The 15,968-nt window shown below is 57.7% G+C and carries 15 protein-coding genes and 1 pseudogene; 11 read left to right on the top strand and 5 right to left on the bottom strand.

Annotation, left to right across the window (positions count from 1 at the left end):
* Positions 1-155: 155 nt before the first annotated feature.
* Positions 156-347, bottom strand: coding sequence for a DUF1127 domain-containing protein (locus M2406_RS00835; RefSeq protein ID WP_405050613.1), 192 nt, complete (start codon positions 345-347; stop codon positions 156-158).
* A 174-nt stretch (positions 348-521) separates the two neighbouring features.
* Here M2406_RS00835 and M2406_RS00830 point away from each other — a divergent pair, with 174 nt between their 5' ends.
* The 4 genes and pseudogenes from M2406_RS00830 (at position 522) to M2406_RS00815 (ending at position 3,842) form a co-directional block, all read left to right on the top strand.
* Entirely contained in the window at positions 522-1,970 is a 1,449-nt protein-coding gene (locus M2406_RS00830; protein ID WP_259188075.1) for a PLP-dependent aminotransferase family protein, read from the top strand.
* Positions 1,971-2,140: 170 nt separating this feature from the next.
* Positions 2,141-3,163, top strand: coding sequence for an AraC family transcriptional regulator (locus M2406_RS00825; RefSeq protein ID WP_259188073.1), 1,023 nt, complete (start codon positions 2,141-2,143; stop codon positions 3,161-3,163).
* A pseudogene (locus tag M2406_RS26470) lies at positions 3,160-3,234 on the top strand (epimerase); the annotation flags it as partial. The gene M2406_RS00825 and the pseudogene M2406_RS26470, both read left to right, overlap by 4 nt.
* A 107-nt stretch (positions 3,235-3,341) precedes the next feature.
* Positions 3,342-3,842, top strand: coding sequence for a DUF523 domain-containing protein (locus M2406_RS00815; protein WP_259188071.1), 501 nt, complete (start codon positions 3,342-3,344; stop codon positions 3,840-3,842).
* Here the strand turns inward: M2406_RS00815 and M2406_RS00810 are convergent.
* Complete coding sequence (locus tag M2406_RS00810) at positions 3,839-4,264, bottom strand: NUDIX hydrolase (protein WP_259188070.1); 426 nt, start codon at positions 4,262-4,264, stop codon at positions 3,839-3,841. The two genes, M2406_RS00815 and M2406_RS00810, sit on opposite strands and share 4 nt — an antisense overlap.
* A gap of 114 nt (positions 4,265-4,378) precedes the next feature.
* On the opposite strand from M2406_RS00810, the gene M2406_RS00805 reads away from it, so the two are divergent.
* The 4 genes from M2406_RS00805 to sseA are packed head-to-tail and all read left to right on the top strand — an operon-like array spanning position 4,379 to position 11,645.
* A complete protein-coding gene (locus M2406_RS00805; RefSeq protein WP_259188068.1) occupies positions 4,379-5,587 on the top strand; it encodes an SrfA family protein in 1,209 nt (402 codons plus the stop codon).
* Entirely contained in the window at positions 5,587-8,532 is a 2,946-nt protein-coding gene (locus M2406_RS00800) for a virulence factor SrfB (protein ID WP_259188066.1), read from the top strand. Before M2406_RS00805 ends, M2406_RS00800 begins: the two co-directional genes overlap by 1 nt.
* Complete coding sequence (locus M2406_RS00795; protein WP_259188064.1) at positions 8,529-10,757, top strand: virulence factor SrfC family protein; 2,229 nt, start codon at positions 8,529-8,531, stop codon at positions 10,755-10,757. The genes M2406_RS00800 and M2406_RS00795 overlap by 4 nt, the downstream gene beginning before the upstream one ends.
* Before the next feature lie 42 nt (positions 10,758-10,799).
* The gene (gene sseA / locus M2406_RS00790) at positions 10,800-11,645 is read left to right on the top strand and encodes a 3-mercaptopyruvate sulfurtransferase (RefSeq protein ID WP_259188062.1); all 846 of its coding nucleotides are present in this window, start codon (positions 10,800-10,802) and stop codon (positions 11,643-11,645) included.
* On the opposite strand, the gene M2406_RS00785 is transcribed toward sseA, so the two are convergent.
* A complete protein-coding gene (locus M2406_RS00785; protein WP_259188061.1) occupies positions 11,642-12,511 on the bottom strand; it encodes a LysR substrate-binding domain-containing protein in 870 nt (289 codons plus the stop codon). The genes sseA and M2406_RS00785 overlap by 4 nt on opposite strands.
* 105 nt (positions 12,512-12,616) lie before the next feature.
* Between M2406_RS00785 and M2406_RS00780 the strand changes: the two genes are divergently transcribed.
* From M2406_RS00780 to M2406_RS00770, 3 genes are all read left to right on the top strand, one after another.
* Positions 12,617-13,186, top strand: coding sequence for a DUF4865 family protein (locus tag M2406_RS00780; RefSeq protein ID WP_259188060.1), 570 nt, complete (start codon positions 12,617-12,619; stop codon positions 13,184-13,186).
* Positions 13,187-13,258: 72 nt separating this feature from the next.
* On the top strand, positions 13,259-14,476 hold the full coding sequence (locus M2406_RS00775; protein WP_259188058.1) for an FAD-dependent oxidoreductase: 1,218 nt from the start codon (positions 13,259-13,261) through the stop codon (positions 14,474-14,476).
* Between the two features lie 224 nt (positions 14,477-14,700).
* Entirely contained in the window at positions 14,701-15,213 is a 513-nt protein-coding gene (locus M2406_RS00770) for a GNAT family N-acetyltransferase (protein ID WP_259188056.1), read from the top strand.
* On the opposite strand, the gene M2406_RS00765 is transcribed toward M2406_RS00770, so the two are convergent.
* On the bottom strand, positions 15,159-15,314 hold the full coding sequence (locus M2406_RS00765; protein WP_259189918.1) for a hypothetical protein: 156 nt from the start codon (positions 15,312-15,314) through the stop codon (positions 15,159-15,161). The two genes, M2406_RS00770 and M2406_RS00765, sit on opposite strands and share 55 nt — an antisense overlap.
* Before the next feature lie 54 nt (positions 15,315-15,368).
* A complete protein-coding gene (locus M2406_RS00760; RefSeq protein WP_259188054.1) occupies positions 15,369-15,881 on the bottom strand; it encodes a DUF2165 domain-containing protein in 513 nt (170 codons plus the stop codon).
* Between the last annotated feature and the right edge of the window lie 87 nt (positions 15,882-15,968).

Raw genomic sequence — 15,968 nt, 5'->3', positions numbered from 1 at the left:
TTTCAATAACAAGTAGGGGACAAAATAAAGATGATATTCGTGATAGCGTTCATAAAAGCTTGCAGGCTTGGATGAAACGATAAAAGGCCAGGCAGGCATCAACCGACCCAGCGGGGGTAAATGAATTTTTTATTCTAAAAAATCACCATCCGTGTTTAGCCTCGCCAGAAAGGCTTGCGCCCTTCCCGCCATGCCTGTGTCCGTGTCAGGCCTATATCCGCCAACTGCTCGTCATCCAACAACAACAAGGATTGGCGGGTAAGATAACGCTGCCAATAAAGTCGCCCAAGGAGAATTAATCGGGTCTGACGGGGTGCCGGTACGTCGCCAACAAGAACAGTCATCATTCAATCTCCTTCGATTTAGCCTGAGGTCAATGATGCTGCACAGGCGAAAAACAATACAGATTCAAGCCGGCAGTATTTTTTCCATACAAAAACTGTCTCCGCCCGTCTGAATGGTCTAATTTAACTTCATCTGTACCGGTATTTTCCTCACTCACTCTTATTTGAGGCATCTGTATGACACGCTACGCCACGCTGGCCGCGATCCTCAGCCAACGCATTGAACAGGGGCTTTATCCGGCAGGCGATCGCCTGCCTTCGGTGCGTATGCTAAGCCAGGAGCACGGCGTCAGCATCAGCACGGTGCAGCAGGCTTACCGTCTGCTGGAAGAGGGACAACTGGTAGAGGCGCGGCCGAAGTCGGGTTATTTTGTGCAGACGCGGCGGACTTTGGCCGAACTGCCCACCGTGACCCGCCCGGTGCAGCGACCGGTGGATATTTCGCAGTGGGAGCAGGTACTGGAGCTGATCCGCAACAAGCCGCGCGAAGACCTGATTCAACTGGGCCGAGGCATGCCGGATATCAGTGAACCCACGCTGAAACCCCTGATGAAAGCGCTGGGGCACACGGGCCGCCACGGCGACCTGCGTAGCCTGCACTACGACAGCATTCAGGGCGTGCTGGGGTTGCGTGAGCAAATCGCCCGCCTGCTGCTGGATTCCGGTTGCCAGATTGATGCCGACCAGTTGGTGATCACCACCGGTTGTCACGAAGCGCTGTCCGCCGGGCTGCGCGCCGTATGCCAACCAGGGGATATTGTGGCGGTTGACTCCCCCTGTTTTCACGGCACCATGCAGACCTTGAAAGGCTTGGGCATGAGAGCGCTGGAGATCCCCACAGATCCGCTGACCGGCATCAGCCTGGAGGCGCTGGAATTGGCGCTGGAACAGTGGCCGGTCAAAACCATCCTGTTAACCCCCAACTGCAATAACCCGCTGGGTTACATCATGCCGGAGGCGCGCAAAAAGCGTTTGCTGACGCTGGCACAGCGCTTTGACGTGACGATCATTGAAGATGACGTGTATGGGGATATCGCCTATCAATATCCTCGCCCACGCACCATCAAATCTTTCGACGAAGATGGCCGGGTGCTGCTGTGCAGCTCCTTTTCAAAAACGCTGGCACCCGGTCTGCGCATCGGCTGGATCGCCCCCGGGCGCTATCTGGAGCGCGTGCTGCACATGAAATATATCGGTACCGGCTCCACGGCTACCCAGCCGCAGCTGGCGATTGCCGAATTTATTCGTCACGGCCACTACCTGCAACACCTGCGGCGTATGCGTTCCCGCTACCAACAAAACCGCGACGTGATGACCGGTTGGATTATGAAATATTTTCCGCCCGGTACCCGCGTCAGCCAACCACGGGGTGGCTTTATGCTGTGGATTGAGCTGGATGAAGAGTTCGATACCCTGCGGCTGAACCGTTATCTGGAACAACAGGGTGTACAGATCGCGGTCGGCAGTATTTTTTCCGCCTCCGGCAAGTACCGTAACTGTCTGCGCATCAATTATGCCTATGCACCTAAACTGATGCCCGAGATTGAACAAGCGGTATTGCGGGTCGGCACAACTATCCAACAGTTAATGCTGACGTTCGAAAACACATTGGCGCAATCGGATTAACAGTTGGCGGGATCGGATTATCCGCACAGTGTCTAACCTTCTAGAGTGAGACCTCACCCCATGAATAGGTAAGAAAGGTTTTATGTCGCAATCTCAGGTGTGGTTAATCACTGGCAGTTCACGCGGTCTGGGCTGGCTCGTCGATAACCGGTAAATCATAAGGAGTAACAATGAGCAGCGATCAGATAGCCCTGCCCAGCGCCCTGTCGGCCCGTCTGAGGACGCTGGGGGTGGATATCGAACGGGTCGGCCAGTTGGCCGGTTTGCCTGAAGGGTTACTCAGCGAGCGACATGAGAAGGTCAAGCTGTCCACCCGGCAGTTTTTCGATATCTGGCGTGCCCTCGCCCAGGTGAGCGACACCAGCTTCGGCCTGCGTCTGGGCGGCGAGGTGCCATCAGAGCATTATGATATTGCTTCGGTTGCTGCGCTGCACTCCGCCACCCTCGGCGACGCATTGCAAAAGGTTGCCCGGTACAAACGTCTGCTGTGTCCGGAAGAACTGATGCTGGTAGAGGATGGCGACAATATCCGCCTGTACACCCGCTGGACCATGGCCAAAAGCCATGCGCCGGAATTGCTGATTGATGCCATGTTTGCCTCGATTATTACCCTGTGCCGCCGTGGCACCGGTCAGGCGATACACCCACGGGCTATCGAACTGACCCGGCGGCCGGATCCCTCCTCACCGCTGCCGCACTACTTCGGTTGCCCGGTGCATTTCAATGCCCCGCTGGATGTGCTGGTGTTTGACCGTGCGCTGATGCACCAACCCTTTATCACCTACAATCAGGACATGCTGACGGTACTGTTGCCGGGGCTGGAAGTCGAACTGGCCAGATCATTGCAAGGCGACAGTCTGCCGAACCAGGTGATGGCGATCCTGAGCCGCAGCATGCGCGGCCAGCGTCCGAGCGTTAACAGCGTGGCTGCCGAGCTGTATGTCAGCCCGCGCACCCTGCAGCGTCGCTTGCAACAGCACGGCTACAGCTACCAGCAATTGCTGGATAAAACCCGCCACCGTACCGCCTGCCAACTGCTGGCAGAAACCAGTCTGGAGCTGGGGGAGATCGCCTTCGTCCTCGGATTTGAAGAATTGAATTCGTTCAGCCGCGCCTTTATGCAGTGGGAAGCGCAAACGCCAAACCGCTGGCGCAACCAACGCCTTACCGGCCCCAGGGAGAACAGAGCATGAAAGTCATTATATTGGGTGCCAGCGGCATGGTCGGCCAGGGCGCGCTGCGCGAATGCCTGCGTGACCCGCAGCCTTTAATCGCCTGGCGCTGCCATCGGCGGGATGATTCTGCTATGTTAAAGCCGCGCGCGTGGGCCGCCTGCCCCACGCTTTCGCCACTGTGACAGAGACAGACTTCATGCCGTCAAAGATTTTATTCAGCGCCTGCCTGGCCGGTTTTAAAGTTCGCTACAACGCTTCCGACAAACCTTTGCTCAACGCCACGTTGCTGCGCTGGCAGCGCGAAGGCCGCCTGGTGGTTTGCTGCCCGGAGCTGGCCGCCGGTTTTTCCACCCCACGCCCCTCGGCAGAAATCACGCCAGCCGCTGAAGGCGCCACGGTACTGGCTCAACGGGCAAGAGTGATTGAAGTCAGCGGCGGTGACGTCACCGCCGGCTATCTGCTCGGCGCCCACCTAGCGCTGGAGACCGCACAACAGCACGACTGCCGCTTTGCGCTGCTCACCGACGGCAGCCCATCCTGCGGCAGCCAGTTTATCTACGACGGCTCTTTCAGCGGTCAAACCAAGCCCGGCAGCGGCGTCACCGCCGAACTGCTGCGCCAGAATGGCATTGAAGTGTTTTCCGACCGTCAGATCGACGCGCTGATCGCCCGGATTGAAGCGGTGGAACAGACCTAGCGCTGCAGATGCTGCGCCAACCGTTGCTGCAGGTGCGAAATGCCCTGCGGATGCTGAATAAAGCGCTCAATGGCCATCATCTGCCAACGCTGCCCTTCATCGCCAAAGCAAATGGCGGCTATCTGCTCCGGCGTGATGTGGCCCAGCATAAACCAGGTCGGCGGGTAGCCGGGGAAAATCCCTTGGTAACGCTGCCGTAAACTCACCTGCCGTGCGTCAATCTGCAAACCGAACTCTTCCAGCGTTTCCCGCTGCACGCATTGCAGCGGCGTCTCATCCCCTTCGCGCCCGCCTCCCGGCAAATCCCAGCAGCCCGGCCAGGGAATATCCGCCTTGTCATCACGCTGGTAGGTCAGCAAGTGGTTACCGCACAACAGCGCGATTTTCGCGCCGCCAAAGTATGAGTCATCAATTTGTGACATCTTGAACCTCTTAAAGAACGGCATTTTACACCTGTCCTTACCCGTTTGACTCTTCTGGTCACGGGTTACCATGGCCGATTATTTGTTTAGCCGAACAGGACAAGGTTTTTTGCCGTGGTGAAACCCTTTTTACGCAGTGGCAGTTTAGATGATGTGCTTGCATTGGGCGAAAATGGGCAACCGGTTTACGCCTGCGCTCTGCAATTGCGAGAAACATTGCGCATTCGCCAACAGCAACAGGCCGCCGACTGCCTGGCTGTCCCGCAGCCGAACGAAACGGGTACCCGCATTGACTGGTATTCCCCTTTCCCTGGGAAAGTGACCTCCTGGCTGGCAGCGAGTGATGCCCAACGCGCTCAGGCCTTACAGTTGCTGGAACAAAGTCTGGCGACATTTCGTGATCTGGTCGCAAAGACGCAGACCAACCCACACCCCAGCCACCGTCTGTTTGGTGCATTGCTGGCCAGGGCAATGCAAATCCCTGACCCAAACCATATTTATCTGGTCGATGGCAAACCGGTATTGACCTTCTGGGGCTTTATCAAGCCGTCGGCTCAGTGTCAGGATGACCCGCTGGCATGCCTGCGCCCGGCCGAAGAAGAAAAACCGACGCCTATCGCTGCCGCGCCGCGTCCGGCGGTTATTCCTACAGCCAAACCCCTACCAGAGCCGGTGATTAAGCCGCCTGCTGCCACTACGCCGGTGCAAGCACCTCGCCAATGGCGCCGCTATCGCTGGATGTTGCCTGTGCTGATGCTGATTGCCCTGCTGGTTACCTGGCTGAGCCGCCCAAGCGCCCCACTTGCTGAGCCTGTTGTCGCACCGCCACCGGCGTCGGCGCAACGCGCTGTAGCACCCGCATTCAAACTGCAACTGCCGTTAGCACCGGCGACGCTGATGCCACCCGCTCCGCTCCCCATTGTCATGCCGCCGGCGGACAAACATGCGCTGGTGCTACCCGCCGACTCGGTCAAAGCCGGTTCAGTTCGTTTTCTGAACGGTAAATGGCGTGCCACTGTGGCACTCAAAGATCTGCCAACCGGTAAACGTCCCAGCCTGCAATACCGCATCAAGGAAGGCAAAGGCACTGCAAGCATTACTTACGGGGATGGCATCACCTGCCGGGTGCCGATCGAAGCCGGGCTGATGCAGTCCGGCAATCTGGTGATTAACAGTCGCACCAAAGCACGCTGCAGCGACGGCAGCCGCTACCAAATGCCGGAAATTACCTGTACGCAAAATGAAACCGGCCCGGCAACATGCAGCGGCCGCTACGATACAGATACCCTCTATCCCATGATGTTAAAGCGCGAGAGTAAATAATGCTGGCCCCCCTAACCGATTACCCACGCAGCATGACGCTGGTTCAGGATAGTGGCATTCAATTTTTGGACTTCGCCCTGACGCCGGTTCTGGATGATGAGTTTCCGGGCAAGTTTGTTCGCCAGACCGCCAGCGGCCCGCTACTACGCCTGCAATGGGATGCCGACAGTGGCAAATACCTGTTGCCCGCCCAACCGGGGCAGAGTGCTGAAGTGGTTCGGCCGGAGTTCAGCCATTCTCTGCAACAATCGCTGCAACTGCTGAATAAAACCTGGCTGCCGCTGCCTTTCTTTCGTTGTACTTCATCAGGGGTATTTTTATCAGGGCCGGATAACTGGGCCCGCATGCAGACGCTGTTACTCGATAGCCCCGACCAGGACGGCAACCTGCTGCGGGTGGTCCTGGCCTTTGATTCCCGGCTCGCCGCCGCAGGCCAGGAGGCACTCGCCCCAGGCGAAAGCGATATCAATACCGGGATCGGCTTCTCGCTGGGCCATCAAAACCATGAGCTGGGCGAGTTTCTTGATCTGACCTGGGTAGACAGTTGGCTACGTGAAGTCTTTAGCCAATCCGCGAGCAGCCTGGAACTACGCAGCGATATGGAAATAAACGCCGGGCTGAAAACCTTCGAATATCAGGCGCACTACCTCAACCTGTTGAACCTGCTCGGCAGCCAATTAACGCTGCCGCAGATAAAAATCATCGGGGAGACGCCGCAACAGCCCGCGATCAACGTAGATCTGATTTTGGATGTCGGCAATTCACACACCTGCGGGGTGATGGTCGAAGATCATCCGCAAGAAAATAATGGCCTGAAACAGACTAATGAACTGCAGTTACGTTCGCTGTCTGCGCCGCATTGCGTTTACAACGAGTTGTTTGAAAGCCGGGTAGAGTTTGCCCAGGCGTCATTTGGCAAACCCCACCTCTCATACCAAAGCGGGCGTGATGATGCCTTTGTCTGGCCTTCCATCGTCCGCGTAGGCCGGGAGGCCGCGCAACTGGCGCTGCGGCGGGAAGGTACCGAAGGCACCACCGGCATTTCCAGCCCACGCCGTTACCTGTGGGACGAAGAACGCTATGCGCCCGGCTGGCGTTTTAACAGCCAACAAGAACCCATGGCTGCCGCCGCGCCATTAAGCTCACTACTCAACGACGAGGGTGTCCCCCTGTCTGCGCTGCCGGTAGAAGAGCGGTTGCCGGTTTTTGCCGCCCACTATAGCCGTAGCGCGGTCATGGCCCTGATGCTGACCGAGCTGCTAGCGCAGGCATTGATGCAAATCAACAGCGCAGCCCAACGCACCAGGATGCCGAACACTGCGGCCCCACGGCGTCTGCGTACCATCATCCTGACTTTGCCTTCGGCGATGCCCAAGCCGGAGCGTGAAATTTTCCGCCGCCGCATGCAGGAGGCGATTGGCCTGATATGGAAAGCCATGGGCTGGCACCCGCTGGATGCCCCGTTCAGCGCTGAGCAAGCCCGTATGCCGGTGCCACTGGTGCATATGGAATGGGACGAAGCCACCTGCGGCCAGATGGTTTATCTGTATAACGAAACTCAGGTTAACTTTGCCGGCCGCACCGATGCCTTTTTCGCCGCCATGGCCAGGCCGGACCAACCGCCAGTACCGGGAGAACAACCGGGAAAATCACTGCGTATCGCTTCAATCGATATCGGCGGCGGCACTACCGATCTGGCGATTACTCAATACCGGCTGGATGATGGCGTAGGCAACAACATCAAAATCAATCCGCGTCTGTTGTTCCGTGAAGGATTTAAGCTCGCCGGCGACGACATTTTGCTGGATGTCATCGGGCAATTTATCTTGCCCGCCGTACAGCAGGCGTTCGAACAGGCCGGAGTCAGCGCCACAGCGGCGACCATGGACAAGCTGTTTGGCAACCAGGGGCGTATGGATGGGTTTTCCACCCTGCGCCAGCAGGCCACGCTGCAGATTTTCATGCCCGCGGGGCGTGCGCTGCTTAGTGCCTATGAGGATTACGATCCGCTGGACAGCCACGCGGAAATCGCCGCCACGCTGGGCGAACTGCTGCCACAGATGCCCACCTTGCAGGTACTGGCATTTATCAACGATGAGGTTCAGCGCGGATCCGGCAACGCCGCCTTCGACATTCTGCAGACCCCACTGGTCATCCGGCTGGGTGCCGTGCATGCCGCTTTCCTGTCCGATCGGATCGGCATCAGTCACTGCCTGCGCCTATTGTGCGAAGTGGTGGCGTTGTATAGCTGCGATGTGTTGTTACTCACCGGCCGCCCTGCCTGTTTCCCGGGCGTTCAGGCGCTGTTGCGCCACCTGCAACCCTTGCCTGCCAGCCGAATTTTGCCGCTTGAGGGTTATCACACCCGCAGTTGGTACCCGTTTAACCAAGGCGGGCGCATTGACAATCCCAAGTCAACCGCCGCCGTGGGCGCCATGCTGTGCCTGTTGGCTATCGACCTGCGGCTGGAGAGTTTTTATTTTAACGTCGGGGACTTCCAACCCTATTCCACGATTCGTCATCTGGGCATGCTGGACAGCAATAACATGCTGGCAGACGATAATGTCTACTATCGCGATATCGATCTGGACTGCGCAGACTTTGCGCTGGATCCCGACAGCTATTTCCAGCTACGTGGCCCGCTGCGTCTGGGATTCCGTCAGTTGGATAACCCACGCTGGCCGGCATCGCCGCTCTACACCCTGACTATTACCGATGCCGCTCTGGCGCGCAAACTGGCTGGCGATGCGGTCATCAGCCTGCGTTTGGTCATCACCGGCAATGGTGAGCAAGGAGCCGAAGGCGTCAGCATTGCCGAAGCCCGCCTGGCCGACGGCACGCCGGTGCCCGCAGATAGCCTGCAACTAAAACTCAATACCTTGGCTGCCAGCGCCTCTGGCGCAACCCATTATTGGATTGACAGCGGGAGCATTTATCAGCAATGAAACCTATCACCTCCGACCGGCCCGAGCCGAAAAACAGCCTTGGAAACAGCATTGCACAGGCGATTGACTGGGTGGCAGCCACCCGGCAGCAGTCCACTCGGCTAAACCGGGAAGCCGATAACCTGACTGTCCGTCTGCGCCGCAGCTATAACCGGGCCAGGCAGTTGGACAGCGCCATGCATCAGCCTCTGGCCATCGGCCTCTATGGTCATAACGCCGCGGCCAAGGCCCACTTGTTGGCCGCACTGGCACCCGGTGCCAGGCTATTGAGCGAAGATGCCACGCTGGCGGTACGCTACAGCTGTTGTGACACCCAAAATCCTCCGTCTTACCCTGTTGCCGTTTCCCTGCTCGATGAGGCGCAGTTGGTTGCCATGATGATCGGCAGCGCATTGATGGGCGGTTTTCGTCCGGATTGGAATGCCGGTGCCATGGCCGCACATTCGCACGCACTAGAGCGTCTCCGCCAACCGATGGCTATTGGCGGGCTGGACAGCAACGCGATGGTGGCGCTGTGGGACCACCTTGGTCATCAGGGCGGTAAATGGCAAACGCCGCTGGCGAGGCACTTCTGGCCACATGCCATCTCACTGGCACCCTATTTGAGCGTTGACGACCGTGCCAGGCTGTTCGCACCGCTTTGGGGCGAGGACCCGGCACTGACAAGTTGTTATCGCCAGTTGGCGCATACCCTGCACGCCCTGGGCCACTGCGAGCGCCTGTATGCTCCCCACCAGGTATTGAGCCAGGATGAGGGGATTGCGCATGCCCAGGCGATCCATGCATCGGCCGGGGAAAAACTGACCGTGCTGACAGAAAATGGCGTCGAGGTAACGATCGCGCTGGCCGATCTGGCGTGGTTGGCGGCCTCGGTCACGACAACCTTGCCAGCGAGGGGAAACCTCGGGTTACCGAACAACATCGAGCTGCTAGACCTGCCGGCCGCCAACCCATGCCCGGGTGCTGGGCTGATACAACGCATGCAGCAGGCAAAACGCGCCAATCTGCTGACTCTTGCTGCCGATGGCCTGCACGCCAGTCTGTTGCTGGTAAGCGATGCGGCCCTTACGCCACAAGATGCCGGCCGTACGGGCAACGCGCTGGCCTACTGGGTCAGACAAACCCAGGGGGAAACCGTGGAACTACGCAGCCGCCGCAAACCGGGTTTAATCTGGGCAATCACCGCGTTCGACTCACGTCAGGAAGGGAAACCGCGCCCCGACGACGCCGTTCAACGCTATGTCGGCGAACCGGGCGAAAGTTGGGCCACCCTGCTGGCGATCGATGAAAGCGACTGCCAGCGCATGGTGGCTTGGTTGGCGACGCAGGCGTCCCCGACATTGAAGCAGGATCGCATCCTTGAACAACAGCAGGAACTGCAACGCGAACTGACTGAGAGCCTGCTCGGCAACTGGCTGCACGCCGCGGACACGCCGTTAACGCAGCAGCGCACCCAGCAGTTACTGCGCAAATTGCAGGCACAGGCAGGAATACACGGCGAACTGCTCGAGTGGCTGCTGCCGCAGTGCGATACCCTGCGCCAGCTGTATAGCCAACACAGTAACTTGTCCGCGCCGGTGGTCGCTGCCCCGGCGTTTGATGTTGAGATCGATCTGTTTGACGAGGGAGATATGGCCTGCGTGGCCGCCATCGGGCAAAACAATGATTCGTTTGCCCAGCGGGTATTTGCCGATTGGATAAACCATCTGCGCAGCCTGCCGGACAATAACCAACTGCTGACATTACTGGGTGTCGGCAAGCAGCATCTGGAGATGCTGGTCGACGCGCTAATCACCGCCGCCTGCCGCCTGGAAATTGCCGAATCACTGGAGCGCGCATTGACTGCCGGAGCACTGCCTGAACAGGCTGAAGACAGGCAGGTCAGCCAGGCGTTAGCGATATTGGGCGATTTCGTCACCTGGTTGGGCTTCCAGCAGCGCGAGGTGAGGTTACGCCCCGCCAGCCGAATCAATCACGGCCACCCCATATTTACCCCTCCACCGCAGCCCGCCGTGGACTGGAGTAGCCAGCAACGGTTAACCAAACTGGCACCGACGCCAGCGAGAAATACCGCGTTTTATATCTATGACTGGTTGGTTGGCCTGCAGGCGCTGTTGGCGGAGAATGTGGCAACCGGGGCGGAAGGCACAATCGATGAAGCTGCACATCGGGCTTTGGCCGCCATTGTCGCCCCGCTGAACGCCGAGGCAACGCCAATTATTTAAGGTATAGTGAAAAACCGTTTTCACCACAGGCGAATAATAACGATGAACTCTCCGTTTCTGGTTACTCCGCAATGGCTTGCGCAGCATATCAACGATGAAAACCTGGTAGTGGTTGATGTCAGGATGTCCCCGGTCGGCCTGGTGCCGAAAAAAGACATGCTCGCCGAATTTGAACACGGCCATATCCCCGGCGCGGTGTATTTTGACATCGATGACGTCGCGGATAAAAACACCACGTTGCCGCATATGCTGCCGACGGCAGAGGAATTCAGCGCGGCGGTGGGTAAATTGGGCATCAGCGAACAACAGACCATCGTGTTTTATGACGAAGGCAACCAGTTCTCGGCCCCGCGCGGTTGGTGGACCTTCCGCAACTTCGGCGCGCAGCAGGTGTATGTGTTGGACGAAGGCCTGAACGGCTGGACAGCACTGGGCCAACCGCTGGCTACCGGCGCGGCTCAGCGCACGCCGCAAACCTTCAACGCCCGCTTTAATGCGGACGCGGTAGTCAATATGCAGCAGGTGGAACAGGCGCTGAACAGCGAAGTGCAAATCCTTGATGCGCGCGCCGCACCGCGTTTTAACGCCGAAGCACCAGAACCGCGCCCCGGTCTGCACCGCGGCCATATTCCCGGCAGTATCAATATTCCTTACGGCGAACTGCTGGAAAACGGCCGTTTCAAATCGCTGGAAGCACTGAAGCAAACCTTCAGCGATAAGGGCGTGAGTCTCGACGGGCCCATCATCACCAGCTGCGGCTCCGGCGTCACGGCAGCGGTGCTGGCTTTCGGCCTGCTGTCACTCGGTGCACCGCAGGTGAAACTGTATGACGGTGCCTGGACCGAATGGGGTGCGTTAAGCGGTAAGCAGCCGATCGAGCAGGACTAGCTGTTGATCCGATCGGCGACGATCTGCGCCAGACGCTGGATCGCCGCCGAGGGGTTTTCTTCGGCACGGTGCAGCACCACAGCTAAAGGGTTTAGCGCCGGCAAAGCGTCGGGTGGCAAAAGGGACAGCCCCGCTGGCAACCCGGCGTCGGTACGCACCGTTACCCCCAATCCGGCGCTGACCGCCGCCCATACGCCATTCAGGCTGCGACTGGTGAAGACCACACGCCAGGCAATACCGGCACGATCCAGCGCCTGAGTCGCGGCGCTGCGCATCAGACAAGGGGCATCAAACATCACCAGCGGCAGAGGTTCATCCCCCTGGCGCCAGGAGGTCAGTTCAAAATGCGGGGAGGCGATCCAGTGCATCTGCCGTTGCCCCAGCGCCTGATAAAACGGCGTGCTGATACCACCGTCCCACGCCAGCGACAAATCCAGTTGTCCTTTCAACACCCACTCGATCAGTTCAGCATTACGGGCAATACGCGCTTCGATACGCACGCGCGGATGCGCTCGGGCAAAACTGCCCAAGACCTGTGGCAAAAAGGTTTCACCGAAGTCCTCCTGTAGCCCTAACCGCATAATGCCCTGTAGATCCAAGCCGCGCACTGCGGTCGCGGCCTCATCATTAAGCTCCAGCAAGCGACGGGCATAGCCCAACAGCGTTTCGCCGGCTTCGGTCATTACCATGCCGCGCCCTGACTTACGCAGGATGGGGCTGCCAACCTGCTGTTCCAGCTTTTTCAGATGCGCGCTGACCGCCGAGGTGGATCGCCCCAGCCGCTCTGCCGCTTTAGCGAAACTGCCCAGCTCAATGCCTGTCACGTAACTGCGCAGATCGTCGAGATCGAAGGTGACTCGCCCCATACTAACCATCCCGTTTTTAAGAACCATCAGTCAAAATAATGCCGATATTACTCACAAAGATGGCGTGTCATGCTCAGCCGGTCAATCGCTTTCAGGAGAATCACCATGCTTGCCATGCAATACAGTTTCACCCTGCCCGCCGATTACGATATGGCTATTATTCAGGATCGCATCAGCCGTTTCGGCCATCTGCTGGACAATGCCCCACAGTTGCTGATTAAAGCCTATCTCTACGCACAGAAAGGGGAGTACAGCGAGGAAAATCTGTACGCACCATTTTATCTGTGGAACAGTAGCGCCGGCATGAGTGACTTTCTGATCGGTGAAGGTTTTAAAGGCCTCAGCCGGGCCTTTGGCTGGCCACAGGTCAGGCAATGGCTGCCCTGGGTGACGCATTTTGACCGCCTGCGACTCTCTCAAGCTACCTGCGCCACTCGCCAAACATGGCCGATTGCGCCCTATAGCGATCTGAACGTACTGCAACAACGACAGTGGGTGGCTCCCGGTGCTCTGGCCAGCATCCTTGCGTTTGACCCTACCTTCTGGCAGTTAGTACGGCTGGATTTATGGCAAGCACTACCGACAGAGATCCCGCCAAACGCCCAGTGTTACCGTATTGGCCACCTTTCCACCCCCTTTGACCACACAGCGCCGCGGGTTGACAGCCTGACTTGATATTGATAATCATTATCAATATTGAGTTTTCAATCAGGATCGGCAGGATGCGGATCCTTAAGGCCAACCGCTATGTCACAGCCACCGATCACACCTTACACCACCGCTTGCTGCATCGTTGGCGGCGGCCCCGCCGGGCTGATGCTCGGCTATCTGCTGGCCCGGGCGGGGATAGAGGTCATAGTGCTGGAAAAGCACGCCGATTTCCTGCGCGACTTTCGCGGCGATACCATTCACCCTTCAACGTTGGAAATCATGCATCAGCTTGGCCTGCTGGAGGAGTTGCTGGCACTGCCGCACCAGCGCGCAGAAACGCTGCATGCCGAAATCGCCGGGCGTGACATTACGCTTGCCGACTTCACCCACCTACCGACGCGCTGCAAATTTATCGCCTTTATGCCGCAGTGGGAGTTCCTTAACTTTCTGGCGGAAAAAGCCGCCGCCTTTCCTGCGTTCAGCCTGATCAAATCGGCGAAGGTACACCAGTTATTGTACGATCGCGGCCAGGTCTGCGGGGTGCTGGCAGATACGCCGGAGGGTCCAATCCGCGTCCGCTGCCAACTGGTAATCGGCACTGACGGACGTAACTCGGTGGTACGCGAACAGGCGGCACTCAGCAGTCACAGTTTTGGTTCGCCGCGCGATGTGCTGTGGATGAAGATCGCTAAAAAACCCGGCGATCCAGCCTGGTCGATGGGTCACACCGGGCCAAAACAAAACTTCATTATGATCGACCGGGGCGAATACTGGCAGTGTGGCTATTCAGTCGACAAGGGCAGCTTCGAGGCGATCCAACAGGATGGGCTGGAAAAGTTTTTGCTGCATCTCGCCGAGGTCGCCCCCTTCCAGGACCACCGCCTGCAGGAGATCCTCAGTTGGGATCAGGTGAAATTATTAAGCATTCGTATCGATCGACTGGATCAATGGGCCAAACCGGGCGTGCTGTGCATTGGCGACGCCGCACACGCCATGTCGCCGATTGGCGGCGTCGGGGTGAATCTGGCGATTCAGGATGCGGTTGCTACCGCCAACGTGATTATCCCTCCGTTACGCAGCCACAGTTTGCAGCTCAAACACCTGTTACGCGTGCAAAAACGCCGTAATTTCCCCACCAAAGCCACCCAGTTTCTGCAAATAAAAATGAGCCAGCGCAGGCCGAAAAAACGCCGAGGTGGCAGCGGATCCAGTCTGATGACCCGCGTCGGTAATAGCCGCTGGCTGCCACGCTTATTTGGTCGGATTATCGGACTGGGATTCCGGCGGGAATCACCGAAACATCTTGCTGAGTGATAACCATAAGTCACCAGACAGCGATTTGCCGTTCCCACCCCGCTTGTTATCAACCATTCGCTGTTGCTGTCACCAAGAGTTCTTTTAAAGAGCTTTTATAGGTTTGTCCTTTAGCTGTCATACTCCCTCCAGTATGCAGATATTGAGCATGCTGTACGTTGTCTAATTATTCATCTGTGGTGGCCAGCCTTAAGCCGCGACTCATTTCCTTAAAAGAGGTCCCTATGTTCAGTATCCGCCAGGCTTTGAGCGGTGATTTAGCGCAGGTTCGTGATGTGGGCATTCGCACCTATCAGGCCCATTTTGGCGAACTTTGGCACCATAAAGAGGAGTTGGACGCTTTTCTGGCGCAAGATTTTGCGGTTGAGGCATTGGAACAGACGCTGCAGGACGCGGACGTGTGCTGGCTACTGGCTTATGAAAATGACAATTTGGTGGGCTACGCACGGCTGAATTTCAACAGCCTGCTGGCGCCGACTCAAACAACCGGTGCCGAACTGCAGAAAATCTATTTCCTGCCGGAATATGCCGGCCGAGGTTATGGCCAGCACTTTTTTGAGCACGTACAGCAACGGGCAATCGAACGTAAGCAACAAACGCTGTGGCTGGAGGTGTTGCAGCGCAATACCAGCGCCCAGCGTTTTTACCAGCGCCAGGGGCTGAGTATTTGCGGTGAAACCTGCTACACCAGCGCCCAGGGTTCCATCGGCATCTGGTATATGTCAAAACCGCTGTAACCGCTAGCCCGGAAACTCCAGCGCGCCGCCATCGCTTTTTCTACCCCAGGGAAATTGGCAAACAGGTTATTAAAGCTGCGATTTTCGGCGTAGATCACCACCACATTTTTCACATGACGCCGCAGTTTTATTAAAAAATCCTGCGGCTTTATCGGTTAGCGGACGTCGCGTTGCAGCATCAGAAATATCAGCGCCAGCGTATTGGGCACCATATACAGCATCGCACCCAGTTGCACCGCCAGCGGGTGTTCCTTTGCCTGCCAGGCCATAAACCAGTCGCCTGCGACTACCATAAAACCGAGGCCCCACACCGCGATCGCACAGAGCGCGCCCAGCATGGCCCAGGCTTTGCCCCTGGCAAAAGCCGCGTAAGAATGGCCCAGATGTTTCAACATCAGCACCACGCCAAAGGCCGCGGCGATGCCGGCCACAGACTCCAGCAAAGTGATCGTCGCCAGCCCAACCTGCCCGGCCCATTCAACGCTGATAGCACGCCACATTAATCCAGGAACCTGATAGGTATCCTGCATGCCCAGCAGCGGCGCCACGGCATGTTGGGCAGTCCCGTAAAAATCGGCGGTATTGTTCAGCAGACTGAAGATCCCCCAAAGAGCCGGGAACAGTGACAGGACGATACAACCCAGACGTGACATAGTGATTTCGTTCATAATTATCCCTAATTTATGGTGATGTATAACCCTGGATTCCTTGTATTGCAGCAGTTTAACTCAGGGTAGCTAAACGGCCACTACCGT

The organism is Serratia sp. BIGb0163, from assembly GCF_024809935.1.
Taxonomy (GTDB): Bacteria; Pseudomonadota; Gammaproteobacteria; order Enterobacterales; family Enterobacteriaceae; genus Serratia; species Serratia quinivorans.
This window is presented reverse-complemented; position numbering and strand designations above follow the sequence as displayed.